Origin of the sequence: Pseudarthrobacter sp. WHRI 8279, assembly GCF_040224115.2 — a bacterium.
Lineage (GTDB): Bacteria > Actinomycetota > Actinomycetes > Actinomycetales > Micrococcaceae > Arthrobacter.
The window spans coordinates 1,396,396-1,422,623 of record NZ_CP168162.1; the positions used below are offsets into that span (position 1 = coordinate 1,396,396).

The 26,228-nt window shown below is 66.0% G+C and carries 24 protein-coding genes; 4 read left to right on the forward strand and 20 right to left on the reverse strand.

What is annotated here, in order from left to right; translation table 11 throughout:
- Window positions 1-2 precede the first annotated feature (2 nt).
- The 4 genes from nrdF to nrdH form a co-directional block, all read right to left on the reverse strand.
- Complete coding sequence (gene nrdF / locus ABRP28_RS06300; protein ID WP_066276547.1) at window positions 3-977, reverse strand: class 1b ribonucleoside-diphosphate reductase subunit beta; 975 nt, start codon at window positions 975-977, stop codon at window positions 3-5.
- 92 nt (window positions 978-1,069) lie between these two features.
- Window positions 1,070-3,190: a class 1b ribonucleoside-diphosphate reductase subunit alpha gene (nrdE, locus tag ABRP28_RS06305; protein WP_188808735.1), complete on the reverse strand. Its 2,121-nt coding sequence runs from the start codon at window positions 3,188-3,190 to the stop codon at window positions 1,070-1,072.
- Between the two features lie 20 nt (window positions 3,191-3,210).
- Window positions 3,211-3,681, reverse strand: a complete 471-nt coding sequence (nrdI, locus tag ABRP28_RS06310) for a class Ib ribonucleoside-diphosphate reductase assembly flavoprotein NrdI (RefSeq protein ID WP_350002658.1) — start codon at window positions 3,679-3,681, stop codon at window positions 3,211-3,213.
- Window positions 3,682-3,758: 77 nt separating this feature from the next.
- Window positions 3,759-4,004 carry a glutaredoxin-like protein NrdH gene (nrdH, locus tag ABRP28_RS06315; RefSeq protein ID WP_066276552.1) on the reverse strand — a complete coding sequence of 82 codons (246 nt, stop codon included), beginning with the start codon at window positions 4,002-4,004 and terminating at the stop codon, window positions 3,759-3,761.
- A 461-nt stretch (window positions 4,005-4,465) separates the two neighbouring features.
- Here nrdH and ABRP28_RS06320 point away from each other — a divergent pair, with 461 nt between their 5' ends.
- Window positions 4,466-5,014, forward strand: a complete 549-nt coding sequence (locus ABRP28_RS06320) for a TspO/MBR family protein (RefSeq protein WP_350002475.1) — start codon at window positions 4,466-4,468, stop codon at window positions 5,012-5,014.
- A 15-nt stretch (window positions 5,015-5,029) separates the two neighbouring features.
- On the opposite strand, the gene ABRP28_RS06325 is transcribed toward ABRP28_RS06320, so the two are convergent.
- From ABRP28_RS06325 to ABRP28_RS06340, 4 genes are all read right to left on the reverse strand, one after another.
- Window positions 5,030-6,748 carry a long-chain-fatty-acid--CoA ligase gene (locus tag ABRP28_RS06325; RefSeq protein ID WP_350002659.1) on the reverse strand — a complete coding sequence of 573 codons (1,719 nt, stop codon included), beginning with the start codon at window positions 6,746-6,748 and terminating at the stop codon, window positions 5,030-5,032.
- A 162-nt stretch (window positions 6,749-6,910) separates the two neighbouring features.
- A complete protein-coding gene (locus tag ABRP28_RS06330; RefSeq protein WP_350002476.1) occupies window positions 6,911-8,296 on the reverse strand; it encodes a class I SAM-dependent methyltransferase in 1,386 nt (461 codons plus the stop codon).
- Window positions 8,293-9,024, reverse strand: a complete 732-nt coding sequence (locus ABRP28_RS06335; RefSeq protein ID WP_350002477.1) for a DUF1365 domain-containing protein — start codon at window positions 9,022-9,024, stop codon at window positions 8,293-8,295. The genes ABRP28_RS06330 and ABRP28_RS06335 overlap by 4 nt, the downstream gene beginning before the upstream one ends.
- The gene (locus tag ABRP28_RS06340; protein ID WP_350002478.1) at window positions 9,021-10,421 is read right to left on the reverse strand and encodes an FAD-dependent oxidoreductase; all 1,401 of its coding nucleotides are present in this window, start codon (window positions 10,419-10,421) and stop codon (window positions 9,021-9,023) included. Before ABRP28_RS06340 ends, ABRP28_RS06335 begins: the two co-directional genes overlap by 4 nt.
- A gap of 120 nt (window positions 10,422-10,541) precedes the next feature.
- On the opposite strand from ABRP28_RS06340, the gene ABRP28_RS06345 reads away from it, so the two are divergent.
- Window positions 10,542-11,459, forward strand: coding sequence for a LysR family transcriptional regulator (locus ABRP28_RS06345; RefSeq protein ID WP_350002479.1), 918 nt, complete (start codon window positions 10,542-10,544; stop codon window positions 11,457-11,459).
- 45 nt (window positions 11,460-11,504) lie between these two features.
- Window positions 11,505-12,011: a DUF2004 domain-containing protein gene (locus ABRP28_RS06350; protein ID WP_350002480.1), complete on the forward strand. Its 507-nt coding sequence runs from the start codon at window positions 11,505-11,507 to the stop codon at window positions 12,009-12,011.
- 181 nt (window positions 12,012-12,192) lie between these two features.
- Here the strand turns inward: ABRP28_RS06350 and metE are convergent, their stop codons facing one another.
- From metE to ABRP28_RS06390, 8 genes are all read right to left on the reverse strand, one after another.
- On the reverse strand, window positions 12,193-14,538 hold the full coding sequence (gene metE, locus ABRP28_RS06355) for a 5-methyltetrahydropteroyltriglutamate--homocysteine S-methyltransferase (RefSeq protein WP_350002481.1): 2,346 nt from the start codon (window positions 14,536-14,538) through the stop codon (window positions 12,193-12,195).
- 76 nt (window positions 14,539-14,614) lie between these two features.
- A complete protein-coding gene (locus ABRP28_RS06360; RefSeq protein ID WP_231455922.1) occupies window positions 14,615-15,577 on the reverse strand; it encodes a methylenetetrahydrofolate reductase in 963 nt (320 codons plus the stop codon).
- A 322-nt stretch (window positions 15,578-15,899) separates the two neighbouring features.
- The gene (locus tag ABRP28_RS06365; protein WP_350002482.1) at window positions 15,900-16,661 is read right to left on the reverse strand and encodes a hypothetical protein; all 762 of its coding nucleotides are present in this window, start codon (window positions 16,659-16,661) and stop codon (window positions 15,900-15,902) included.
- A complete protein-coding gene (locus ABRP28_RS06370; protein WP_350002483.1) occupies window positions 16,658-17,821 on the reverse strand; it encodes a vWA domain-containing protein in 1,164 nt (387 codons plus the stop codon). The genes ABRP28_RS06365 and ABRP28_RS06370 overlap by 4 nt, the downstream gene beginning before the upstream one ends.
- The gene (locus tag ABRP28_RS06375; RefSeq protein ID WP_350002484.1) at window positions 17,818-18,903 is read right to left on the reverse strand and encodes a VWA domain-containing protein; all 1,086 of its coding nucleotides are present in this window, start codon (window positions 18,901-18,903) and stop codon (window positions 17,818-17,820) included. Before ABRP28_RS06375 ends, ABRP28_RS06370 begins: the two co-directional genes overlap by 4 nt.
- Window positions 18,894-19,364, reverse strand: a complete 471-nt coding sequence (locus ABRP28_RS06380) for a hypothetical protein (protein ID WP_350002485.1) — start codon at window positions 19,362-19,364, stop codon at window positions 18,894-18,896. Before ABRP28_RS06380 ends, ABRP28_RS06375 begins: the two co-directional genes overlap by 10 nt.
- On the reverse strand, window positions 19,354-20,259 hold the full coding sequence (locus ABRP28_RS06385) for a DUF58 domain-containing protein (RefSeq protein WP_350002486.1): 906 nt from the start codon (window positions 20,257-20,259) through the stop codon (window positions 19,354-19,356). The genes ABRP28_RS06380 and ABRP28_RS06385 overlap by 11 nt, the downstream gene beginning before the upstream one ends.
- A 7-nt stretch (window positions 20,260-20,266) precedes the next feature.
- Window positions 20,267-21,274, reverse strand: a complete 1,008-nt coding sequence (locus ABRP28_RS06390) for a MoxR family ATPase (protein ID WP_350002487.1) — start codon at window positions 21,272-21,274, stop codon at window positions 20,267-20,269.
- 139 nt (window positions 21,275-21,413) lie between these two features.
- Here ABRP28_RS06390 and ABRP28_RS06395 point away from each other — a divergent pair, with 139 nt between their 5' ends.
- Window positions 21,414-21,617 carry a hypothetical protein gene (locus ABRP28_RS06395; protein WP_066276588.1) on the forward strand — a complete coding sequence of 68 codons (204 nt, stop codon included), beginning with the start codon at window positions 21,414-21,416 and terminating at the stop codon, window positions 21,615-21,617.
- 36 nt (window positions 21,618-21,653) lie between these two features.
- On the opposite strand, the gene ABRP28_RS06400 is transcribed toward ABRP28_RS06395, so the two are convergent.
- The 4 genes from ABRP28_RS06400 to ABRP28_RS06415 all read right to left on the reverse strand — a co-directional run bounded on the left by ABRP28_RS06400 (window position 21,654) and on the right by ABRP28_RS06415 (window position 26,083).
- Window positions 21,654-22,529 (reverse strand): carbohydrate ABC transporter permease, encoded by an 876-nt coding sequence (locus ABRP28_RS06400; RefSeq protein ID WP_374152939.1) that lies wholly within the window; start codon window positions 22,527-22,529, stop codon window positions 21,654-21,656.
- Entirely contained in the window at window positions 22,526-23,407 is an 882-nt protein-coding gene (locus ABRP28_RS06405) for a sugar ABC transporter permease (RefSeq protein WP_350002488.1), read from the reverse strand. The genes ABRP28_RS06400 and ABRP28_RS06405 overlap by 4 nt, the downstream gene beginning before the upstream one ends.
- A gap of 3 nt (window positions 23,408-23,410) precedes the next feature.
- Entirely contained in the window at window positions 23,411-24,763 is a 1,353-nt protein-coding gene (locus ABRP28_RS06410; RefSeq protein ID WP_350002489.1) for an extracellular solute-binding protein, read from the reverse strand.
- 117 nt (window positions 24,764-24,880) lie between these two features.
- The gene (locus tag ABRP28_RS06415; RefSeq protein WP_231456000.1) at window positions 24,881-26,083 is read right to left on the reverse strand and encodes an ROK family transcriptional regulator; all 1,203 of its coding nucleotides are present in this window, start codon (window positions 26,081-26,083) and stop codon (window positions 24,881-24,883) included.
- Window positions 26,084-26,228: the final 145 nt, after the last annotated feature.

The window sequence follows — 26,228 nt, forward strand, 5'->3', positions numbered from 1 at the left end:
TCTTAGAAGTCCCAGTCCTCATCTTCGGTGTTGACAGCCTTGCCGATCACATACGACGAACCGGACCCGCTAAAGAAGTCGTGGTTCTCGTCAGCATTCGGAGATAGCGCCGAGAGGATGGCCGGGTTCACATCGGTGACGGACGCCGGGAACATGGCCTCGTAGCCCAGGTTCATCAGGGCCTTGTTGGCGTTGTAGTGCAGGAACTTCTTGACGTCCTCGGCCAGGCCAACACCATCGTAGAGATCATGCGTGTACTGGACTTCGTTTTCGTACAGCTCAAAGAGCAGCTCGAACGTGTAGTCCTTGATTTCCTGGCGACGCTCCGGGGATACAGCCTCCAGGCCACGCTGGAACTTGTAGCCGATGTAGTAGCCGTGCACTGCCTCGTCGCGGATGATCAGGCGGATCAGGTCAGCCGTGTTCGTCAGCTTGGCGCGTGAGGACCAGTACATGGGCAGGTAGAAGCCTGAGTAGAAGAGGAAGCTCTCCAGCAGGGTGGAGGCCACCTTCCGCTTCAGGGGGTCGTCGCCCTGGTAGTAGTCCATGACGATCTGGGCCTTCTTCTGAAGGTTCTCGTTCTCGGTGGACCAGCGGAACGCCTCGTCGATCTCCTTGGTGGAGGCCAGCGTGGAGAAGATGGAGGAGTAGCTCTTGGCGTGCACTGACTCCATGAACGCGATGTTCGTGTAGACGGCTTCCTCGTGCGGGGTGAGCGCATCCGGAATCAGGGAGACGGCGCCGACAGTTGCCTGCACAGTGTCCAGCAGGGTGAGGCCCGTGAACACGCGCATGGTGAGCTGCTGCTCCGCCGGCGTCAGCGTATTCCACGACTGGACGTCATTGGACAGCGGCACCTTCTCCGGCAGCCAGAAGTTGTTGACCAGTCGGTTCCAGACGTCCACGTCCTTGTCGTCCTGGATCCGGTTCCAGTTGATGGCCTCGACGTGGCTAAGCAGCTTGACCTTCTCGGTCATGTCATCCCCTAAGCGTTGGGTGGGTTTCTCTAAGTTAAAGCGTACGACGGCGGGCGGGCACCCGCCGTCGTACTGGCACATTTAGTTGAAGATTAAAGCATGCAGGAAACGCAGCCCTCAACCTCAGTCCCTTCCAGCGCGAGCTGGCGGAGACGGATGTAGTAGATGGTCTTGATGCCCTTCTTCCAGGCGTAGATCTGGGCCTTGTTGATGTCGCGCGTGGTGGCGGTGTCCTTGAAGAACAGCGTCAGGGACAGGCCCTGGTCCACGTGCTGGGTGGCAGCGGCGTAGGTGTCGATGACCTTCTCGTAGCCGATTTCGTACGCATCCTGGTAGTACTCCAGGTTGTCGTTGGTGAGGTACGGCGCCGGGTAGTACACGCGGCCCAGCTTGCCTTCCTTGCGGATCTCGATCTTGGACGCCACCGGGTGGATCGAGGAGGTGGAGTTGTTGATGTAGGAGATCGAGCCCGTGGGCGGAACAGCCTGCAGGTTCTGGTTGTAGATGCCGTGCTCCATGACCGAAGCCTTCAGCGCCAGCCAGTCAGCCTGCGTGGGGATGTGCACGTTCTTGAACAGCTCCGCAACCTTCTCGGTCTGTGGAACCCATTCCTGCTCCGTGTACTTGTCAAAGAACTCACCGGAGGCGTACTTGGACTTCTCGAACCCGCCGAAGGTCTGGCCGGTCTCGATGGCCAGCAGGTTGGACGCACGGACCGCGTGGTACACCACCGAGTAGAAGTAGATGTTGGTGAAGTCCAGGCCCTCTTCGGAACCGTAGTGCACCCGCTCACGCGCCAGGTAGCCGTGCAGGTTCATCTGGCCCAGGCCGATGGCGTGGCTCTGATCGTTGCCCTTGGCAATGGACGGCACCGAGGTGATGTTGGACATGTCGGACACTGCCGAGAGGGACCGGATGGCCGTCTCGATGGTCAGGCCGAAGTCCGGCGAGTCCATGGTCTTCGCAATGTTCAGCGAGCCCAGGTTGCAGGAGATGTCCTTGCCGGTGTCATCGTAGGACAGGTCATCGTTGTACGTGGTGGGCTGGGAGACCTGGAGGATCTCGGAGCACAGGTTGGACATGATGATCTTGCCGTCAATCGGGTTGGCCCGGTTCACGGTGTCCTCGAACATGATGTACGGGTAGCCGGACTCGAACTGGATCTCGGCGAGGGTCTGGAAGAACTCGCGCGCCTTGATCTTGGTCTTCTTGATCCGGGAGTCGTCCACCATCTCGTAGTACTTCTCGGTGACCGAGACGTCGGAGAACGGCATGCCGTAGACGCGTTCGACGTCGTACGGGGAGAACAGGTACATGTCCTCGTCACGCTTGGCCAGCTCGAACGTGATGTCCGGGATGACAACGCCCAGCGAGAGGGTCTTGATGCGGATCTTCTCGTCCGCGTTCTCGCGCTTGGTGTCCAGGAACCGGTAGATGTCCGGGTGGTGCGCGTGCAGGTACACGGCGCCGGCACCCTGGCGGGCACCGAGCTGGTTGGCGTAGGAGAAGCTGTCTTCGAGGAGCTTCATCACGGGGATGACGCCGGAGGACTGGTTCTCGATCTGCTTGATGGGTGCGCCCACCTCGCGGATGTTGGTCAGCGCGAAGGCCACGCCGCCGCCGCGCTTGGACAGCTGCAGTGCGGAGTTGATGGAGCGGCCGATCGACTCCATGTTGTCTTCGATGCGGAGCAGGAAGCAGGAGACCAGCTCGCCGCGCTGCTTCTTGCCGGCGTTCAGGAAGGTGGGGGTGGCCGGCTGGAAGCGGCCTTCGATGATCTCGTCCACCATCTGCAGGGCAAGCTGCTCGTTGCCGCGGGCCAGGTGCAGGGCAACCATGCAGACGCGGTCCTCATAGCGCTCCAGGAAACGCTTGCCGTCGAACGTCTTCAGCGTGTAGGACGTGTAGAACTTGAACGCGCCCAGGAAGGTCTCGAAACGGAACTTCTTCTTGTATGCGCGGTTGAACAGCTCACGGATGAAGTTCATCGTGTACTGGTCCAGCGTTTCGCGCTCGTAGTAGTCGTTCTTGACCAGGTACTCGAGCTTCTCTTCCAGGTCGTGGAAGAACACCGTGTTGTTGTTGACGTGCTGCAGGAAGTACTGGTGCGCAGCCTCACGGTCGGCCTCGAACTGGATCTCGCCATTGGGGCCGTACAGGTTCAGCATCGCGTTGAGCTCGTGGTAGCCCAGGCCCTTGTACGCTGCGGGCATCTCGGGCTTCTCGGCCCTGGTTACTTCTGTGTCTGCGACAGTCGTGTCCAAAACGTGTCCAATCCATTGTTTACGCGGGCCACGTCTTCTGGCGTGCCCATTAATTCGAAGCGGTAGAGGTGCGGCACTCCGCACTTGGCGGCAATGATGTCCCCCGCCATGCAGTAGTTGTCCCCGAAGTTGGTGTTGCCGGCCCCAATAACACCCCGCAGAAGCTCCCTGTTCTGCGGGTTGTTCAGGAACCTGATGACCTGCTTGGGCACGGAACCCTCTCCCCCGGTGCCGCCATAGGTGGGCACCACCAGCACGAACGGCCGGGTGGCGAGGAGGGGTGCGTCCTTGGCCAGCAGCGGGATCCGGGCCACCTCACGGCCAAGCTTCGAGACAAAGCGGCTGGTGTTCTCGGATGCCGAGGAAAAGTAGATGAGCCGGCTGCCAGTGACCACCGGCGGGACAGGCACTGAAGGATCCACACGCTGAGCCGCGTGGATGTCCTGGACTGCTGGTGCTGCCGTTGAAGTCACCTCGGCTGGTTGCTGGCTGCCGGAAGCCGCCAGGGAAAGGGTCCTTATGCCACAGAGGAAACGGCGGAGAGAGCCAGTTCCTCGATCTTGTCCGGACGGAAACCTGACCAGTGGTCCTGGTCCGTGACCACAACGGGAGCCTGCATGTAGCCCAGTGACTTCAGGCGCTCGAGGGCCTCGGCGTCCTGGGAGATGTCAACGCTCTGGTAGGTGATGCCCTTTTTGTCGAGCGCCCGGTAGGTGGCGTTGCACTGAACACAAGCAGGCTTTGTGTAAACCGTTACGGTCATGGTTCCTGTCCCCTTTTCTGGAAAACTTGCTGGTCCGGTGTCCCCGCCCAAGCTGTACCTAGATACTACATCTAGTGCAGACGCCTCTTTGGAACCCCAAGATGATGTATTACAAGTATGTCATTTAATGCACTTTTAATCCACAGGCAGGTGCCCCCAAAATGTCCGGAATCCCGCTGATTTTGTGGACGAAGTCCACACCCTGTGGAGTACTTAGCCACATTTTTCGCCCAGCGTGTCGGGGAAAAGACGGCGTGTCGGATGGTGCTGGCTCCCGCCGAGGACGAGTCAAGAATCACTGCATGTAGTGATCCATTCGGCCCAGGACGGCCCGCTGCCGGAGCCGTAGCATCAGAGGTGCAGGAGCTGCTTCCCGGGTAGCGCACGGGCGGGTGACGGCCCCAGCGGCGGGATCCAATAGGACTGGCAGGGCAATCAGGACAGATAGAGAGGGCTCAACGATGAAACTCGCCACATTGGCATGGACCACGGCCGCAACCGTAGCGGCTGCTGCTGCGGGCGGAGCAGCGACAGACCCGAACAGCGGCTGGTACCTTCGGCTGCGGAAGCCCGGGTGGCAGCCGCCGGCGCTTGCCTTCCCTGTCGTGTGGACGGCCTTGTACGCGGATCTCGCAGTGAGTTCCGCCGTCGCCCTGGACAGCGCCGCCACAAAAGATGCTGCGGCCGGCCGGGAGAGCACCGCAGCCGGCACTACCTCGACAAACAGCAAGGGCAACCGAGGGGAGGTCCGCGCCTACCGGGGCGCCCTCGCGGCAAACCTTGTCCTTAATGGCACCTGGAGCTGGCTGTTCTGGCGCTCCCGCCGGCCCTGGCTCGCCGCAGCGGAAGCGGGACTGCTGGCGGCCAGCAGCGCGGACCTGGTGCGGCGCACGTACCGGTTGAACCCCCGGGCCGGAGCAGCCCTCGCCCCCTACGCCGCGTGGTGCGGCTTCGCTACCGTCCTGTCCGCGTCAATTGCCCGGCTCAATTCCGGCAGCGGCAGCCGTTGACAAGAGTGCACCGGTTCAGCCCCGCGCCAGGAGGTTGTCCCGGATCTCCCGGCGCAGGACCTTGCCAATGAGTGAGCGCGGCAGCGAGTCCAGAATGACCACCCGGCGCGGCACCTTGTAGGCGGTGAGGTGTTCCCGTGCAAAAGACAGGAGTGCGTCGGGATCGACGGTGGTGCCCGGAACCGGAACCACCGCGGCCACCACATCCTCGCCGCCTCCGCCGCGCGGCAGCCCCACCACCGAGACCTCCGCAACATCCGCAAAGGTGGCGAGGACCTCCTCCACCTCGCTCGGCGAAACGTTGAAGCCGCCGGTGATGATCAGTTCCTTGATCCGGTCCCGGATGGTGACGAAGTGGTCGTGGTCCACGGAGACGATGTCGCCGGTACGGAACCAGCCGCCCTCGAGCAGGGCGTCCTCGGTCTCCTCTGGCCTGTTCCAGTACCCGTTGAACACCTGCGGGCCGCGGATCAGGAGCTCCCCCTCCTCACCCGGGGCACGGTCCAGCGCCACGTTGCGGGGGTCCACCACCCGGATGTCGGTCAGCGGAAACGGTACTCCCACGGTGCCCGGTTTACGGGTGGGACCGAACGGGTTGCCGATGGCGATGGGAGAGGTTTCGGTCAGCCCGTAGCCCTCGATCAGGTAGCCGCCGGTGGCTTTCTCCCACGTCTCTACCGTCGCCGCCGGCAGGTTCATGGCCCCGGAGATCGAAAAACGAATGCTTTCCAGCCCGATGCCCCGTTCCGCTGCCGCGGCGGCAATCCGGTCGTAGATCGGCGGCACCGCCGGCAGGAACGTCGCCGGGGACTTCCTGAACGCCTTGAGTACAAGGTCCACGTCGAATTTGGGGAACAGGACCAGCTTCGCCCCGATACTCAGCGCGAAGGTCATGCACAGCGTCAGTCCGTATGCGTGGAACAGCGGCAGCACTGCGTAGACGGTTTCCCGGCCTTTGTTGAGCCCGGGCACCCAGGCCCGGCCCTGCGCAGCGTTGGCCTGCAGGTTGGCGTGACTCAGCATGGCGCCTTTCGGCGAACCGGTGGTCCCGGAGGTGTACTGCACGACGGCGAGGTCCGCCGCCGCCGGGCGCGGATGCTTCTTCCGGAGAGCGCCGTTTTCAAGGAGCTGCCGCCACGACAGCACGTGCCGCAGGGCAGGAGCGGCGCTGCCTTTCGCGTGGTCCCTGCCAACGGTCAGGGCGGCACGGGCTTTGCGGGCAGCGGGAACCGGGAGCCGCAGCGCCAGCCGCTGCAGCAACGGCATTGCGGGGATAAGCTCCACGGAGACGATAGTGCGGAGCCCGACGTCCGCCGGCAGCTGGCGGACCCGCTCCACTGCCTTGTCCCATACGATTGCGACGACGGCCGCGTGGTCTTCGAACAGGTGACGCAGTTCGCGGTCCGTGTAAAGGGGGTTGTGCTCGACCACCACGGCGCCGAGGCGCAGCACCGCATGGAACGCAATGACGTGCTGGGGGCAGTTCGGCATGACCAGGGCAACCCTGTCACCCGGCTTGACACCCAGCTTCTTCAGGCCCGCCGCGGCCCGGCTGATGAGTGTTCCGAGCTCGCGGTAGCTGGTCCGGGCTCCAAAGAATTCCAGGGCTGTCTTGTTCCCGTACCTGCGCACCGACTGATCCACGAGGTCCACCAGCGAATCCTCCGGGAGCACCGGAGCGGCGGGCACCCCTGGCCCATATGAAGCAGTCCAGGGGCGTTCACCCCAGGGCATCCCTGGCTGGGGAGCCGCTGCGTTTCCGGTGGCGCCGGACGCCTTCCGCGTGGCCTTCATCGTCATACCGTCCTTGCCGCTGGAACCGCCAGTCAGCGGGCCTGGCGGCACGCCGCAAAGAATCCTACCCGTGCAGGAGCGGCAGGACACGCGGCACCGCTGCTACAGCTGCGCCTCCCGGCGGTCCAGGACAACCTGCTGCACATCCAGGTACCCGGACTGGAAACCTGCCCGCGAGTAGCACAGGTAGAACAGCCACATCCGCTGGAACACCGCGTCGAAGCCCAGCTCGCTTACCTCGCGGGAGCGCTCCAGGAACCGTTCCTCCCACAGCCGCAGCGTGGCGGCGTAGTGGTCCCCCATGCCCATCCGTTCGCGCACCCGCAGCGTGGTGTGCTGCTGGGTGATGCCCTCGATGGCGCGGACGGAGGGCAGGAAGCCGCCGGGGAAAATGTACTTGTGCACCCAGGTGTAGGCGTTCCGGGTGGCGAGCATCCGGCCGTGCGGCATGGTGATCGCCTGGATGGCCACCTTGCCGCCGGGCGCCAGCACCCGGTCGATGGTCTGGAAGTAGATGGGCCAGTACTCGTAGCCCACGGCCTCGATCATCTCCACGGAAACAACGGCGTCGTACTCCCCCTCAACAGCCCGGTAGTCCTGCAGCGCCACGGTCACGTTGTCCGCATAACCGGCAGCCGCGATGCGTTCCTGCGCGAGGGCCTGCTGTTCACTGGACAGGGTGACGCTGTAGACAGTGGCGCCGCGGGCCGCTGCCCGCAGCGCGAGCTCGCCCCAGCCGGTCCCAATCTCCAGGAGCCGGGTCCCGGCTCCGACGCCGGCTTTGTCCAGCAGCCTGTCGATCTTCGCCTGCTGCGCTTCCGCGAGCGCCTCCCAGCCAACAGAAACCAGCGGTCCCGCGGCGAGCGGAAACAGCGCCGACGAGTAGCTCATGGTGGAGTCGAGGAAATTGGAGAACAGCTCGTTGGAGAGGTCGTAGTGCCGCGAGATGTTGCTCCGGGTGTTCTGCTCGGCGTTCCGCTCCTGCCGGGGCGTGCGCGGCAGGTACAGCGCGCGCAGCTTCTGCAGCGGCGCGGGAATGAGCGTGTCCACCGACGCGGCAAAGACCTCCAGGACACCTGCGAGGTCGCTGGCTTCCCAGTCCCCCGCCATGAAAGACTCGCCCAGCCCGATCAGCCCGTTGTCGCCGATCCGGGCTTCAAACGCGTCCGGCCGGACCATGGTCATCACCGGCGCCTCCGGTCCACCCGTGCCCAGCACGGTGCCGTCGGGGTACTCCACGCGGAGGGGCAGCCGCTTCACGGCCCCCTTGAAGAGGAGGCCTGCAGCTTTTCCGGCCACCGCCGCTTTGGCTCCCGACGGCGGCTGCGCAACTTCCGGCCACAGATCCGGATCGATGGTGGCGGGCGACGCCGGCACCCCGGTTGCGGTCCATGTTGCGGCATACGGAGTGGCAGCATCCTCCAGCGTCTTGCGCTGCGCCTTGCCTCCGGTGGATGCAGTTGCCTGGTTGTCGTCCGTCATTGTCATTGAACTGCCTCCTGTGAGGGGTGGTGGGGTCGGGCGACGACCGGCAGGCGTCTTGCCCAGAGTGTAATGCCCTGCACCCGGATGAGTGCGGAAACCAGCAGTGGCGCGGCAGGCACGGCAACCGCCGCCGCCAGGATGTTCCAAACTGTGGCGGGCCGGCGGACTCCATCCAGGGATGCCACGAATGGCCGGTGGCCCTCGCGCTCCAGCACGATGGACACCCCCAGCCGCTCTCCCGGCGCGGGCAGCTTCATGCGGTACTGCCCGTCCACCTCGTTGAACGGCGAAACGTAAAACGCCTTCGGCACCGAGGCGCGGCCCGCCGCGTCCGTATGCAGCAGGTAGCAGTGGCGCTCCCCGTACGTGTTGTGGACTTCGGCCACCACGCACTCAAGTTCGCCGCTGGTCCGGTAGCACCAGAACAGCGTCAGCGGGTTGAAAACGTAGCCGAAGACCCTGGCGCTGGTCAGCATGTGGATCGCGCCGCCGTCGGGCTCTATGCCCTGGGTGCGCAGGAACCGCTCCACGTTGCTCCGGATGCTGGCGCCGGGATCCCCCAGGTGGTCGCCGGAGCGGAACACGGCCAGCGGGCGGAGCAGGAACGGAAGGCGTGGCAGCCGGTCCACGTCAACAAACCAGGAGTAGCTGCGGTAGGTGAAGGCGTTCTTCAGCGGCGTGCGGCGCACATGCGAGATCGCTGTGCGGTAGATCGCTGCCTCGATGGTCATGCCGGCTCAGCCGCGGAAAGCAGCTCCCGTTCCCCGCCGTCCCGCGAATCCACAGGATCAGCAGCCCGGGCCACCGGCCACGTGCGGCCCAGCGCCTCGGCGGCCCGCACGCCGGAGAGTGCACCGTCCTCATGGAAACCCCAGCCCAGGTAGGCACCGGCGTAGGCAATCCTGCTGTCGCTCAGCCCGGTGATCGCCTGCTGGGCGCGCAGCGATTCGGGCGTGTACTGCGGGTGCTCGTACACCATCCGCTCCAGGACCCGGTCGTCGGCGATCAGCTCCGACTCCCCCAGGCTCACCAGGTATGGCCTGCCGTCCGCCGGGCTGAGCCGCTGCAGCCGGGTGAGGTCGTAACTGACAAGGACTTTGTCCGGCCGGGCTTCGCAGGAGGGAAGGCGGTAGTTCCAGGACGCCCTGGCGTTGTCCGCGGAGGGCAGGACGGCCGGGTCCTGGTGGAAAACAGTGCGGTTGACCGAGTACGGCATCCCGCCCAGCGCCTCCTTCTCCTCAGGAGTGGCGTCGGCAAGGAACCCCAGCGCCTGGGCCGGGTGGGTGGCAACGACGACGGCGGCGAAGTCTTCCGTCCCGCGTTCAGTGGTGACCTCCACGCCGTCGGGATGGCGCCGGATGGCGGTCACTGGCGTTTTCAGCCGGACGTCCGCCAGCGTGGCAGCAAGCTTCTCGACGTACCTGGCTGAACCGCCGCTGACCGTCCGCCACTGCGGGGATCCCTTCACGCCCAGCAGGCCGTGGTGGCCAAGGAAGGTGAAGAGGTAGCGGGCCGGGTAGGCCAGGGCCGTGGTGGGGTCGCAGGACCACACGGCGCTGACCACGGGGGTCATGAAGTGCGAAACGAAGTAGGGGCTGAACTTCTCGCGCTCCAGGAACTCGCCCAGGGTGGGCTCAGGAACGTCCAGGTCCGGGTTGACCGAGGAAACCGGTGCCGTCGCCAGGAGCGCCCGCGCCTTGCGGTAGAAGCGGGTTACCTCCAGCAGCATCAGCAGGTAGCGGCCGCGCAGCAGGCTTGAGGGCCGGGCGATGATGCCGCGTCCGCCCTCGCGGGCCCCTGCATACTCCAGCCCGCAGCCGTCACACCGGATGGACATGCTCATCTCGGAGTCCTGCGTCTCCACTCCCAGCTCCGCGAAGAGCCGCAGCAGCGTGGGATAGGTCCGCGTGTTGTGCACAATGAAGCCGGTATCAACGCCGATGGTGGAGCCGTCCGCCTGCGGCAAGTCATGCGTATGCGCGTGCCCTCCCAGCCGGGAATCCGCTTCGAACAGCGTGACGTCGTCCTGCCTGTTGAGGACGTAGGCCGCGGTCAGGCCGGCCACGCCGCTGCCGATGACGGCCACCCGCCGCCGCCCGCCTCCGGTTACTGCTGGGTCAGGTGACAATGCATGCTCCTCTGCTGGACATTCGCCAATGCTAGAGGGCAATTCGGCACCGTCCCGCCAGCGGATGGGTGCGGCGCCGGGCAACTTCTTCAGCGCCGGGCGGCGGAGTACTGTGGGCAGGTGGTAAACCCGGTACACCTGAAGACCCTCCTGGAGGTAACGCGGCTCGGCTCCTTTGCGGCCGCGGCTGCCACGTTGGGCTATACGGCCTCAGCTGTCTCCCAGCAGATGACCGCCCTGGAACGGGACACCGGCGTCGTCCTGTTCCAGCGCTCGGCACGCAGCGTGGTGCCCACGGAAGCCGCCGTCGTCATGACCCGGCACGCCGCCAAAGTGCTCACGGACATTGAAGCCCTCATGGCCGCCGCCTCCAGGACCCAGGACTCAGCCAACCAGCAATTGCGGCTGGGGATCTTCCCCAGCCTGGCCACGTACGTCCTGCCGCGGATCCTGAAGAACCCGGCATGGAAGAAGCTGGGCATCGACCTCCAGGTGTCCGTGGCTGAACCCGGGCAGACCATCCAGGGGCTGCGCACCGGCGGCGAACTGGACCTCGCCGTGGTGTTCCAGGTGGGGCAGACGGGCTTCGCGTGGCCCAACACCATCAACCGGCAATGGATCGGCGACGACGACTTCCGGGTGGTGCTGCCTGCCGGCTGGGGCTTCCGCAGCGACGCAAAAGTCGCCGCCGACCACCTTTCCGGAATGCCCTGGATCATGCACCATCCGGGAACCAGCGACGCCATGGTGATCGAGCGCCTCTTCGCCGGCTGCAACCTGCACCCCCGCGTGGTGGCCCACAGCGACGACTTCCACGCCAGCCTTGAGATGGCCGCCGCAGGGCTGGGGGCGGCCCTGGTTCCGGAACTGGCGCTGCGGAACAAGCCCGCCGGTGTTGTGGTGCTGGACGTTCCGGAGATCCGGCTGGCCAGGAACGTCTTTGCCCTCATCATCAACGACAGGAAAACCGCACGGGTACAGCTCTTCGTGGACCTCCTGGCCGAGACTCTCGCCGGAATGCGCACGGCCGTGAATTAGGCCTGAATGCTGGAATGCGCCGCTGTTCGGGTCTATGTTGAAACTATGAGCAAGGTAGCGAGCCGGCACTTCGGAGAGATCGAACTCAACCACGGCAAGGATCATTTCGTGGCCGCGAAGCACGAGCTGCGCGGGCATCCGCTGGAACTCGACCTCAACATCACGGCACACGACCACTTCGATGAGGCCGCCCTCCGGAAGGTGGACTACCGCCTGAGGTTCCTGCCCGAGCTCGTGGACGAGGTCCGGGACATGATCGCCGAGGAGCTGGAGCAGGAAGGCACCAGCCCCCAGGAGTACCTGCACTTCCACTGCAACGCCCTCAAGGACGAGCACCTGCAAAAGGTCTTCGGCGTCTCCGACCGCAGCCAGCTCACCAACGAAGTTTTCCTCAAAGCCCTGAAGCTGGGGCACGTGGGCATCTATCCCGGCCAGCCCGAGCGCTACTTCGTCCTGGACTTCACCCTGGGCGAGCACTTCACCGATGAGGTGCTGGTGGCCTCAGCCGACGAGGACGGCGTGGTGGACGACGAGATCGTCTGGGAGTCCTGAATCGAGTGCTCCGTACCTGCCGTTTTGAGCGTCCATAACGGCCAGGGCCCACGCCGGCAGGGTTCCCTGGCCGAACGTGCGAGGCGAGGGTACCGGTGGGGATCACTCGATGGTTAATTGCGACGGCGGCTGCCCACCTAAGGTGGGCAGCCGCCGCTTCTGCTTAATGCCTACTTCGCTGCTACTGCTTGGCTGCCTCCAGCAGACCGGCGCGTACCGCCTGGGTTGCCTTGACCAGGTTCCGCAGGGAATCCTCGGTCTCGGCGTAGCCGCGGGTCTTCAGGCCGCAGTCCGGGTTCACCCAGAGCTGGCGGGACGGAACGTGCTTGACGGCGGTGGCCAGCAGCTCGGTCACCTCAGCCTCGCCCGGCACACGCGGTGAATGGATGTCGTAGACGCCCGGGCCAACGCCGCGGCCGAAGCCGTGGGACTCGAGGTCGTGGACAACCTCCATGCGGGACCGTGCGGCCTCGATGGACGTGACGTCCGCATCGAGTCCGTCGATCGCGTCGATGATCACGCCGAACTCGGAATAGCAGAGGTGGGTGTGGATCTGCGTGGCGTCGGCAGCACCGGCGGTGGCCAGGCGGAAGGAGTCCACGGACCACTTCAGGTAGTCGGCGTGGTCTGCCTTGCGCAGCGGAAGGAGTTCGCGCAGTGCGGGCTCGTCCACCTGGATGACCTTGATGCCGGCAGCTTCGAGGTCCGCGATTTCGTCACGGAGCGCCAGGCCAACCTGGTTGGCGGTCTCGGCCAGGGGCTGGTCGTCGCGGACGAAGGACCAGGCCAGGATGGTGACCGGGCCGGTGAGCATGCCCTTCATCGGCTTGCTGGTCAGGGACTGTGCGTACTTGGCCCACTCCACCGTGATCGGGGCACTGCGGGTGACGTCGCCCCACAGGATGGACGGACGGGTGCAGCGTGAGCCGTAGGACTGGACCCAGCCGTGGACCGTGACGTCGAAGCCTTCGAGGTTCTCGGCGAAGTACTGGACCATGTCGTTGCGCTCGGGCTCGCCGTGCACCAGGACGTCGTAGCCGAGTTCCTCCTGGAGCTCAACAACGCGCCTGATCTCGTCCTTCATGAGCTTTTCGTACTGCCCGTCGGTGAGGTCGCCCTTGTTGTTGCGGGCGCGGGCCGACCGGATCTCGGAGGTCTGCGGGAAGGAGCCAATTGTGGTGGTGGGCAGCGGCGGCAGGTGCAGCGCCTCTTCCTGCGCGGCCTCGCGGACTTCGTAGGCTGAGCGGGTGAAGTCAGCAGCGGTCAGCGCTTCGGTACGGGCACGGACGTCGGGGCGGCGCACGCCTTCTGCCGTGGCGCGGGACGCGATCACTGCCGTTGCTTCATCGATGGCCGCCCGGGCAGAAGCGGGATCCGCCAGGTAGGACGCGAGGGTCTTCACCTCCACGGCCTTCTGGTCGGAGAACGCCAGCCAGCTGCGAAGCTGTTCGGAAAGCTGCGTCTCCTCGGCGACGTCATGCGGGACGTGCTGGGTGGAGGTGGAAGTGGAGACTGCAACCTTGCCGGCAGCTGCCTTCAGTGCATCCAGCTTGGCGGCGGACGCTGCGAGGTCGTTGCGCCAGATGTTGTGGCCGTCCACGACGCCGGCAACGAGGGTCTTGCTGCCCAGGCCGGCGAGTGCCGCGGCGGAGGGAACAATGCCCTTGAAGACATCGATGTGGAGGGCGTCGATGTTGGTGGCAGCGAGGGTGCCGAGCTGGCCGTCCAGTGAGCCGTACGGGGTTGAGACAAGGATTTGCGGGCGGTTGGCCGCGGAGGTGAGAACCTCGTAGGCGCGGGCCACGGCAGCCTCGATCTCCCCGGCCGGGGTGTCCTGGTCCACCACCAGGGCAGGCTCGTCGAGCTGGACCCAGCTGGCGCCCGCGGCGGCGAGCTTCTCCAGGAGCTGGACGTAGACGGGCAGGATGTCCTCGAGGCGGGACAGCGGCGCGAAGCCGGCGGGTGCGCCGTCCGAAGCCTTGGACAGGAGCAGGTACGTGACAGGACCCACGATGTAGGGGCGGGTCTCGATGCCGTTGGCCAGTGCGAAGGCGAACTCGTCAACCTTGGCGGTGGAGGCGGGGGTGAACTCGGTCTCCGGGCCGATCTCCGGGACCAGGTAGTGGTAGTTGGTGTCGAACCACTTGGTCATTTCCAGCGGCTGCTGGTCCTTCGTGCCACGGGCCAGGGTGAAGTAGCCGTCGAGGTCCAGCTGGCCTTCGGCGTTGATGAGCTTGCCGAACCGGGCGGGCACGGCGCCCAAGTGGGCGGTGGTATCCAGGACCTGGTCGTAGTAGGAGAAGGTGCCCGGCACTGCGGCCGGTTCGGTGAGCCCGAGTTCCTGCAGGCGGTTGGCGATGGTCAGCTGGATGTCCTTGGCGGCGGCGTCCAGGGCGGCGGCGTCGATCTTTCCCGCCCAGAAGGCTTCGACGGCCTTCTTGAGCTCGCGGCGGCGGCCGATGCGGGGGTAGCCCAGGAGGGACGCGGCGGGGAACGGAGTGCGGTTGGGCGTGTTGTTTTCAGACATGGCAAATCCTAAGAGTTGGGTACAGGTCCGCGGTGGCGCGGAGAAGGCAGTGCAGGAGGAGGCAGGGGTACGAGGTTCAGCTGGCGAGCTGGCGAGCAACTGCGTCCGGGCGGATGCCGGAATGGGTGCGCCGCGGAAGGGCCAGTTTGTCCAGCAGTTCCAGGGCGCTCTGGTGTTCATTGAACGTGTAGATGTGGATGCCGGGCGCACCGGCCTGCAGGGCTGCGTTGGCAAGGTCCACGGTGGCGTCGACACCAATGCGGAGCCGTTCAAGGTCGTTGTCCGCTGATGCCAGGCGCTCCAGCAGCTCAGGAGCGGGCTCCACGCCGGTGAGTTCGCCGAGGCGCCGGACGCGCCGGAGGCTGGTGAGGGGCATGACCCCTGGAATGATCGGGATGGTGACCCCGGCACGGCGCGCCCTGGTGAGGAGGTCCGCGTACTGCTCGGTGTGGAAGAAGACCTGCGTGATGGCGAAGTCGGCGCCGGAACGCTGCTTGGCAAGCAGCACCTCGACGTCGTGCGCCTCGCTGGGCGACTCCGGGTGGCGGGTGGGATACGCCGCCACGCCCACCGCGATCTTTCCTGCGCAGAGCAGTGCCGAGCGGCGCTGTTCAACGCGGCGGATCAGTTCGATCAGGTCCTGGGCGTACCGGAGCGAACCGGCAACCGGCGCCGCGCCGTCCTTGGGAAGGTCGCCGCGGAGCGCCAGGATCCCCCGTACACCTGTGTCCAGCAGCTCACCGATGATGCCCGCCAGTTCCTGGGGCGTGTTGCCCACGCAGGTCAGGTGGGCCAGCGGCCGGAGGGTGGTTTCCAGCAGGAGCCGGTTGATGAGTTCGACGGCGGTGTCCCGGTTTGAGCCGCTGGCACCGTAAGTGACGGAGACGTAGTCCGGAGCGGTGGTTTCCAGTTCCCGGATGGTGGTCCAGAGGGTTTCCGCGGCTGCCGGCGAACGGGGCGGGAACAGCTCGTAGGAGAGCGCCACCGGAGCGGTGTCGGAGAGATTCGGGTGTGTGTCAATAAGGCTTGGTGGAGACATTTGCATCCTTGGCTTTGGGCCATTGGGGGCATCCGTCGAATACGACGGCAGACCGGCAATGAATTTGAGTTTGGGGAACACGGAAGAACTCCACAGGACGCAGCCGCGACTGTTACGCCTGAATTGAAGTTGTCCGTGAGCAAATGTCAGGCCCACATGGGGGCACCCACACCCTCCACAAGGAGGATCGCTGACACGTTACCTCGGTAACTTGTATAAGACTCTATGAGGGGCAGGGAACTGTTTCAAGTTGGCTTCCGAATTAAGACGCACTTTTACGTCCTGGTGGGGTGCCCCACGGAATTTTCTTCGTGCCGCTGCCCTACCACGGCCGGTCCGTGCCGGCAGAGTCGCCGGTGTCTTCCAGGTATTGCTCCCTTTCACGTCCGCTGTTGCGTTCACGCTGGGCCTGCCGGGCGCTGTCTTCCAGTTGTTCGAGCTTGCTCTGCCGGGCGGAATCCTGGGTGTCTTCACCCTGGCTTTCCTCCTGCCCGGTTTCCGGGGCGGGCTCCCGGTCCTGTTCCTGGCGGGTGCCCGCGAGCTTGTCCTGCAGCCGTGCTTCCGCTCCGGCCAGCCTGTTCCCCGTTCCTGCCGGAAGCCCGTCGGAAAAACAGCCTTCCGGCGCTGCTGCCACCGCTGCGAGCGCTTCCCCGAACAGGGCGGCGGCCGCGCCTTGGTCTCCCGCACTCAGCTTTTCGTCGCCGAGCCGCTCAATGGCAAGGACCAGGTTCACCCTGATGGCGCAGGCCCCGGCCGATCCGGACTGGCGGGCCGGGACGAGGTGCAGTGCCTCCTCGAACCGGAGCCGCGCGGCGCCATAGTCCCCGGCAAGGACATCGGCGCCGCCGGCCGCGAAGGGCGCCTTGTGCGGTTCGATGAAGTTCGCGACGTGGAGGGCTTCCGCGGCAGAACGGACTGAGGCGGCGTCGTTAGCTTCGTAGGCGCTGGCCGCACGAGCTCCCAGCAGGCCAAGGCTCAGGAGCTTGGCCGCCATGCAAAGCACAAGGATCACCGGGATGGCAGACCACGCCAGGAGGCGGCGCCTTGCTGCCCTGCGGTCCACGCCGTCCTCGGCGGCCCTCACCGGATCACCGCCTTGTTGCCGCTGGATTTCTGGATGCCGGACCGTTTGGCAGCCGCCGAAACGGTGCGGGGAGGAACTGAGCGTGGAGGAGCCGTGTTTGAAGGAGGGCCTGCCGGGATCCTGCGGAGTTCGCGGAACTGGCGAAGGAGCAGGACCAGCTCCCCCAGGCCAAGGACGAAGGCCGCTGCTGCCGGAATCCAGTACAGCTCGGTCCGTGCAGCCAGGGAACCGCCCTGGCCGTCGCCTCCGGGGCCGCCGGCATCCAGCGTGGCTGGGCTTGCGTCCTGCATCATCGGGGCGGCTGGGTCCCCGGCGGACCGGTGCACGTACGGAACGCCCAGCTGCCCTGCGATCTGCTGGAGCCTGCCTTCATCAATCCTGGACAGTGCATATCCCGCGCCGTCACCGCCGCCGTTCCGGAGATAGGGCGCCTCCGCTCCTGTGGAACCGTCGTCGTAATCCTCCCCGGTGTTCTCCCGCATCCTGCCGCCGCCGGCAGTGCCGTAGCCCAGCACGGCTCCCCCGGCCACGAGTCCATCCTCCAGGTCCATGGACTCCGGCGCTTTCGCACTGGTCTGTTCGCCGTCGCCGAAGTAGTACACAAGCCGGGGCCGCCCGGGGTGGCTCTGCCTGGCAAGGGCAAGGCGTTCGGACAACACCTGGCGGACCGCCGTGATGCTGCTTCCCTTTGCATAGGAGGTCACCTGCGGCTCGAGGACGGACGTAATGGTTTCGAGCGCCAGCGTATCGGTGGTCAGCGGCATCCGGACATGGGCGGTTGTGTCGAAGGTGATAACCGAGAAACGTGCACCGGGCAGTTCCTGGGCAACGGCCGCAATGTCCTGCCGGACACCCGCCATCCTTGGTTCCGCGTTGCCGTAGTCCTCGGCCACCATGCTGGTGGTGGTGTCCACCACGAAGAACACGTTGAGGTCGGCTGAAGCTGCCGGCGCCATTCCCCCGGGGAGCCCGGGACGCAGCGCCGCCCCTGCAAGCAGCAGGACCAGCGTGGCATGCCGAAGCCCGGCGCGGCGGCTGGACCCCACGTGCCGCTGCCGGCCTTTCCCCCGCCCTCCGTACAGCTGCCACCCCAGGAAGGCCACGGCAGCGGCGATGAGGGGAAGAAGCAGCCACCAGGGCAGCACCGGTTGGAAGGTCATGGCCGCAACCGCCAGCCAGCGGCCGCGAGGACCAGCCCGGACAGGAGGGCAGCGGTCAGCGGAAGGCCCGGCTCATCGGACACAACTGCCCGGGGGACGCCGCGAAGCGCCGCTTTTTCCGTTTCCTCAACGCCACGCACCACGCCCGGCACGGCTTCGGGGTTATCCAGCGCGTAGTAGGCCCCGCCGGTGGACTCTGCCGCGGCCCGCAGCTGCGCTCCAGGCTGGTCCGGGCCTGCGCCATAATCGAGGTCCCCCGGATTGAGCGCGTAAACGCGAACGGCCCTGTCCCGTGCCAGGGCTGCCGCTTCACCAAGGGTCATGATGGGCTCGCCGGAGAGGAAGTTGTCCGTCGCCAGGACAACAGACCGCGAGCGCGGCACCTGCCCAGGATCCTGGGGAGAGGCAGGATCCTGGGGAGAGGCAGCGTCCTGGGTGGCGCCGGTATCCTGGGTGCCGCCGGGATCGCGGTCCCCTGCCTGGCCGGCGGTGCGCGGGAAGCTGTTGAGGCAGGATGCCAGGCCGTCCCCGATCAGGGAGGAGCCGCGGCCGCTCCACGTTCCGTCCAGGAACCCGGAACTGCCGGGCTTGCCGTCGAACGCGTCCCGTGCCAGCTTCAACTGCTCCTGGGCGTAGTGGTAGTCGTCGGTCAGCGGAAAGACCTGGATGGCCGTGCTGTCAAAGATGGTCAGGCCGATCCGCTCGCCGTCGAACTCAGCGGCAAACTTGGAAAACACGTCCACCACCGCGGCGTCAGCGCTGCTCATGGACCCCGAGGTGTCCAGGCACAGCATGATGTCCCGGTTGTGCTGTTCGGGCCGCGTGGTTGCCACCCCAATGGGCCGGGCGGCGGCAACCGCCGTGGAGGCGAGCAGCGCGGCGCAGGCCAGCAGGGCGACGGTAAGCCGGCGGCGGTGCCGCCGCAGTGCCGCCTGGTATTCCGGAAGGAGGGTGAGCCGGTCCGCATGGGCCACCGGGCGCCGTCGTGCATTGGCGTTGCCGTTCGTCCGCCTGGCTGCCCACCAGGCTGCGCATACGGCCACCGCGGCGGGGGCAAGCAGCCACCACCACATCAGCTCCATGCCTGCACCGCCCTTCGGGCTGCTGCGGCCGACGAGGCAACGGAGGGAACGGGTTCGGGACCAAAGGCGGCCGGGTACAGCTCCCCGACGGCGGCCGCGGCCGCTGGAAGGGGATGGCTGGCCAGGTCCGCCTGCGTCATGCGGGGCGCATCCACTCCCGTGGCGTCCCGGACGAACTTCCTCAGCAGGAGGCTGATTTCCTGGTGGGAGTCGCGGGTACCCCGCTTACCGGCGGCTGCGTCCCGTTCCACGTCATCGATCCGCTGCAGGTAAGCCGCTTTCAGTGCCGCCAGGTCCGTCAGCTGGGCAGGACGCTGGGCTCCCCGCGCCTCCCGGGGCCGGCGCGTGGCTGCAAGCACGAAGCCGTACCAGGCGGCCACCAGGACCAGCAGCGCCACGGCCGCCCACATCCATACCGGGCCATACTGCAGGGGGCCGTAGAATTCGGGGTCAGCCTGCACGGCGGTGCCTTTCCAGGAGGGCGAACAGCGCGGCCAGAACGTCCTGGCTGCCTGCCACCTCACCCTCCGTGATGCCGGCCTGGCGCAGCATGGCTTTCCGGCCGGCGTCGCGTTCGGCCACGGCTGTGGCATAGGCCGCGGCAATTCCCGGGTCCCGGGCCAGGAGCGCAGGAAGCGGGTAGGAGCCGGAGACGCTGTAGGAGTCAGGTTCCTGGTCCGGCCGCAGGAAGGGATCGTCCGGGACGAGCCGTGCATCCCGGACAGTGAGCCAGAGGATCTCGTGCTGGGCGCGCAGCCGGCGGAGCAGATGGCCGGTGTCCGGGCTCGCCGCCACCTCATCGGCGACGACGAACAGCAGGTTGCGGCCCTTGATGGTCCGCGCCACGTGCTCAAGCTGGTCCTCGATCCTGCTGGGCGCGGCGTCCAGTGTTGCCGCAGAAGCCACCTGCCGGAGGAGCCGTTCCAGATGAGGCTCGCCGCCCTTGGCGGGCAACGCCGTCGTGCCCCCGGAATCGCCGGCCACCAGTCCCACCACGTCGCCGTGCCGGTGGGCAAGGTACCCCATGACGCCCAGTGCCATCACGGCAATGTCTTTTTTGGCTTCCCCGCTGCGGGACGCCGCGGCCATGTTGCGGCCGGTGTCGGTGACAAGGATGACTGTCTGCCGGCGGACGGCCACGTAACGCCTGATCAGCGGTGAACCGTGCCGTGCGGACGCCTTCCAGTCAATGTCGCGGACCTCATCGCCCGGGATGTAGGCGCGGAGGTCATCGAAGTCCAGGCCGCGGCCGCGGCCGCGGAACACCGAACCGTATTCGCCGTCAAGCATGCCGCGGGCTTTGCGGTGGGCGAAGATGGCCATGTCCGACTTCACCCGCTGGAGGAGGCTGGTCACGCGGGCCTCAGGGAGTCTGGACGGCAGCGACGACGGCGTCGATCACCGTTTCCACCCGCACTTGTTCCGCCACTGCATCGAAGTTCAGGATCAGGCGGTGGCGCAGTACCCGGTGGGCCAGCGTTTTGACGTCCTCGGGAATGACGTGGTCCCTGCCGTTCAGCAGTGCGACCGCGCGTGCAGCCTGGCTGAAGGCAATACTGGCCCGGGGGCTGGCGCCGAACTCAATGAAGCCGGCCAGCCGGGAATCGATGTACTGGTGGGCATTCCTGGTGACGAAGACCAGGCCCACAATGTAGTTGATCACGGCGGGATCGATGTACACACGGCGTACCAGTTCCTGGGCGGCGGTGACGGCTTCCAGCGAGGCGGCCGCGGCCGGCACCTGATCCGGTGCGTACACCCCGGCGTCGATGCGCCGGATGATCTCGGCCTCCTCCGCCGGGGAGGGATAGTCCAGCACGTCCTTGAGCATGAACCGGTCCATCTGCGCTTCCGGCAGCTGGTACGTGCCTTCCTGTTCAATGGGGTTCTGGGTTGCCAGGACCAGGAAGGGCGAGGGCAGCCGGTACTCCTGGCCGCCGATGGAGGTCTGGCGTTCCTGCATCGCCTCAAGCATGGCGCTCTGCGTTTTGGCGCTGGATCGGTTGATCTCGTCCAGGAGCACAATGTTGGCGTGGACCGGGCCCAACTGTGTGGTGAACGTGCCCTTGGCGGCATCGTAGACCTGGGTTCCCACAATGTCGCTGGGCAGCAGGTCCGGGGTGCACTGGATCCGCCGGAAATCGGCGCTCACGGCCTCGGCAACGGCCTGGGCAGCAGTGGTTTTCGCCAGGCCCGGGACGCTTTCCAAAAGAATATGCCCGCCGGTCAGCAACCCCACCAGCAGCGATTCCCGCAGCCGGGACTGCCCCACCACCTTTGCGTCAAAGCTGGCGGCAATGTTCGCCGCCACCTGCTGCGCCCGGGCCAGTTCCGACGGTTCGATTCTGGCGGACGCACTGGTCGAAAGCACTGGATTTCCCCCTGGTGGCTGAACTGGGCGTGGCTGCCGGCCGGCTGCACTCCGCCCGCCATCCTATCCAAGACCGGCCCGGCATTCCGGACAATGGGGACCCCTCCCCATCAGCCGTTGCCGGGTCTATCCTTTTGCCATGAGCGAGCTTCCAGCCAGTTACAAGGAGTTTCTCGCCGACAAGAGCGAGATGTTCATCAGCACCGTCAAGCCCGTCCTGCAGCAGTCCGCGGCGGACAGGCTTCACGGCGTTCGGGTGGTTTACAACCCGGGCTCCACCGGCCACCAGGCCCACCTCGACGATTCCATTCCGTTCGGAGTGGTGGTGGAGGACATCGACTGAAACCGTTCCGGCAGCCCTTCCGGCAGCGGTGCCGGCTCAGCCCCGCACCGCTCCGGACAGGGCAAAGGACCCGCCGCCGCCCCTGGCCACGATGACGTAGAGAACCAGCACCGGCAGCGAATACAGAATGGAGAACGCGGCCAACTGGCCGTAGGCCACTGCACCATGCTGTCCAAAGAAACTGAAGATGGACACCGCCGCGGGTTGCCGTGCCTCCGAGAGGAGCAGCACGAACGGGACAAAAAAGTTTCCCCAGGCCTGGATGAACACAAAGATGAACACCACGCCGAGCCCCTGCTTCATCAGCGGCAGCACGATGGTCCGCAGTGCCGTCATCCGCGACGCGCCGTCCACCCAGGCTGCTTCCTCCAGCGACACCGGCACACTCTCCATGAAATTCCGGGTCATCCAGATGGCCATGGGCAAGGTGGTGGTGGCCATAAAGAAAATGGTGGCTGCCATCGAATCGAGCAGTTCAAGCTGGACGAAGAGCCCGTACACGGGGACCATGATGGCCGTGATGGGCAGGCAGGTCCCAAAAAGGACGGTGTACATGAACGGCCGGTTGAACCTGGACCGGTAGCGGGACAGCGGGTACGCCGCCAGGACAGCTGCCACAACGGTGACCGTGGCCGTTCCCCCGGAAAGCAGCACACTGTTCCACAGCGGCCGGAGCAGCAGTTCCGGCGTCAGCACGGCAGCGAAATTATCCAGGCCGGCCCGGTTCGGAAGCTTCAGCTCATGCCCGGCTTCGGCGTCCAGGGAAGCCAGGATGAGCCAGAGCAGGGGCAGCAGGAAACAGCCGCCAATCAGCAGCAGCACCAGGTCGGCCGGAGTACTGCGGGCGAAGCGCCGCCTGGCAGCCGCAGGCCGGACCGGAAGGGTGCGCAGCGTCTTCACGGGGGCGGTCACGGCCTGGGCTCCCGGAGCAGCCGCACGTACGTCAGGCCAAACACGGCGCCAATCAGGATCAGCACCGATGCCACGGCTGTCCCGTACCCGATGTCCCCGAACTTGAAAGCCTCAAGGTAGGCAAGGACCGGCAGCGTGGTGCTGGCGTTCGCCGGCCCGCCCGCGGTCATCACCCAGACCAGCGTGAAGACGGCGAGGGTCTGCAGGGTGATCAGCATCAGGTTGGTGGTGATGCTCCCCCGAATCATCGGCAGCGTAATGAACACAAACCGCTGCCAGCCGTGGGCGCCATCCATCTGTGCCGCCTCGGTCACCTCGGCCGGAACCTCATTCAACGCCGCCCGGTACACCAGCATGGAAAAGGCCGTCCCCCGCCACACGTTGGCGAGCATCACGGCCACCATGGGAAAGGCGTACAGCCAGTCCTGCTGCACAAGTCCCAGGCCCCCCAGCAGCTGGTTCAGGGTCCCGTCCCCGCTGAAGTAGGCGTAGGCGGCGAAGGCGGCCACGATCTCCGGCAGCACCCAGGCGGCCACCACGGCGGTCCCCACGACGGCGGACACCAGCGGCCGTGCCCTGCGCATCAGCACGGCCAGGGCCAGGCCCAGCAGGTTCTGGCCCAGCACCGCCGAACCCGCCACGAACACCACCGTGAGGAGGACGGACAGCGGAAACACCGGGTCCGCCAGCAGCCGCTGGTAGTTCTCCAGCCCCACCCACGAAGGATTGCGGGCACTGCGGCCGGTGAGGCCAGCGTCCGTGAGCGATGCATGGAAGGCCCAGAGCACAGGGCCGGCAAGGAAGACGAGCAGGAGCAGCACAGCGGGAAGGACCGGAAGGTAACGGAGCAGTTGCCGTGCCGCCGCGGGAGAGCCCACCCGCTACTTCCGGACGGTCTTGTCGGCACCCACGATGTCCGACACCGCGGCGTCGTAGTCCGCCGCTGCCTCCTGGGGTGACCTGGTCCCGGTGATGACGGCCTCGGTGGCTTCCTGGACCGCGGCCGAAATGCGTGGGTAGTCGGCAGTTGCCGGGCGGTACCGGGTGACCGACACGAGCGCGGAAACATCCCTGACGAACGGGTTGGCGTCCAGGTAGCCGGGGTCCGCGGCCACGTCTTTCCGGACGGCAATCTGGGAGCTTTCCACGGTGAAGGCGAGGGAGTTCTTTTCGTTGAGCGCCGTGGTCAGGAAGCTGAACGCCAGGTCCGGCTCCTTGGTCTGCGCCCCAAGTGCCAGCGTCCATCCTCCGGACATGCTCACAGCTCCCGGGGCCTGGCCGTCCTGGGTGGGGAAGGGGGCAACACCGATGTCCTGTTCGTAGCCCGGCCACTCATAGCTTCCGCCGTCCTGCCAGAAGGACGGAGCGTAGGAGCCTTCCACGGTGGCGCCCATCTTTCCGTTGGGCAGCCACTCCCCGAACACTTTCTTCCACACGTTGGCATCGAGGGCCTCGGCAGGAGAAACGGCCAGCTGTTCGTCATAAAGGGTCTTGAGGAAGTCCAGCGAGTCCTGAAAGCCGGCCGAACCCACCACCCATTTCCCCGCCTCTTCGTCATAGAGCGAGGATCCCGTGCCGTACAGCAGCTCGTAGAAGCTTTGCATGACGGTTCCCTCTCCGGTTCCCTTGCCGGCGTACATGTTGAACGGGATGACCGTGGGGTCGCTGGCCTTGATTTTCCTAGCCGTGTCCAGGATGTCCTGCCAGCTGCGCGGCTCCCAGGGAAGGGTGACCCCGGCAGCTTCCAGGACCTTCCGGTTGTACCAGATGGCGCGGGTGTCGGTGCCCAGGGGCACGGCGTACGTCCCGCCGTCGTCCGCCCGCCCTGCGGCCTTGGCGCCGTCGTCGAACGTGTCCCATTCCTCCCAGCCCTCAAGGTGGCTGTCCAGCTTCAGGAGGTAGCCGGCGTCCACATCGGAGCGGACTTTGAAGGTGTCTTCGTAGAACACGTCCGGCGCCGTGGACGGCGAGCGCAGGGCAAGGGCCAGTTTGGTGCCGTAGTCGTCATCGTTGGCCTGGATGGGCTGCAGCTCAACGGTCACCCCCTGGTTCGCCGCCTCAAACTCCTGTTTGGCGGTCTGGAGCATGGTATCCAGGGCGGTGAAGGAGTCCGTCTTCTGGTAGGCCACCTTCAAGGTTTTGGACGAACCGCCCGGATCGCCGGGGCTGCAGGCCGCCAGGGCTACCATTGCCGCGGCAATCAGGGACATGGTCTTCAGGGCCCGGCGACGCATGGCGCTCCATTCGGTCGATGGCGGCGGCCCTGGTGTTGGCGGGCCCCAAACCGCACAGTATGCACATGCTAGATGGACGTCCTGCGGCAGGCAAGGTGCTGCGCGCTGCCGGTCCGGTCAGCTTTCGAGGAGCAGCCGCTGGGCCCGCGGCGCCAGCGTGTGTTCCAGGACCAGGGACGCTGCCCCGATCGCGCCGACGTCCTCCCCCACGCCCGTGCCCACAACCTCGATGGGATGGATGAGGCGGGTGTCGCTGTGGGCATCCAGCAGCGCCGGGACCTTCTCAAGGTACCGGTCCGCCAGGCGGCTCCAGAACGGCCCGCCGAACACCACCCGTTCAACGTCCAGCGTGTTGGTCACCACGGCCACGGCACGGGCCACCCGCACCGCCGACCTGTCGATGATGGCAAGGGCCTGTTCGTTGCCCTGGTCCGCGAGGTCGCACAGCCGGGAGAAGCTCTGCTGGATTTCCGCCCCGCTGTTCCCTGAACGGGAGCCGTCCAGGATGCCGGCATCTTCCGCTTCCGCCACCAGCACCTGCGGGATACACGTGGATTTCACGCAGCCGCGCAGGCCGCAGTCGCAGGGTGCGCCGTCCGGGTCCACCACGATATGGCCGATCTCACCGGCATTTCCGGAGGTTCCCCGGACCACCTCATCATTGAGGACAATGCCGCAGCCTATGCCGGTGCCCATGTACATAAAGATGAAGCTGCCGGAACCGCTGGGGCCACCGGCCCAGGTTTCCGCCACGGCAGCGCTGGTGACGTCCTTGTCCACCAGGACCGAGTATCCGGTGGCCTCGGAAAGGGCGCTGCGCAATTCCACCCTGTCCCAGCCGGGAAGCAGCGGAGGATCCACCACCGTGCCGTTGTCCAGGTCGATGGGACCGGGCGCGGCGACTCCCAGGCCGGCAATCCTCTCCCGGTCCACGCCGGAAGCCTCCACCAACTGGTCGATCTCGTCCGCGATGGTGGTGATGACCGCAGAGGGGTCGTTGCCGCCGGGGGTCTTGATCCGCGAATGCCGCACCACCGAGCCCACGAGGTCCAGGACCACGAACGTGGTCACCGCAGGATCGAGATGGACTCCGAGGGCGAACACGCCGCCGGGGTTGAGCCGGAGGATGGTGCGCGGCTTACCCGGGCCGCTGCCTTCCTTGCCCGCCTCCACGATCAGGTTCTGGTCCAGGAGGCGCCGTGAAATGTTGGAGATGGTCTGCGGTGAGAGGCCCACAATCTGGGCAAGTTCCACCCGGCTCAGGCCGCCGGAGGACCTGCGGATCGCATCTAGGATCACCGTGAGGTTGAAGTCCCCCATCTTGGGCAGGTTGGTTCCGCGCCTCGGTGAGGATTGGCGGATCTCAGTCACAGCGTCCCCTAAACGTCTTCGGCCACGTACATATGGTGATGCTTGAATCGTACGTTACGCGTGGTCAGAGACCCATAGGACGGTACGACGGCGC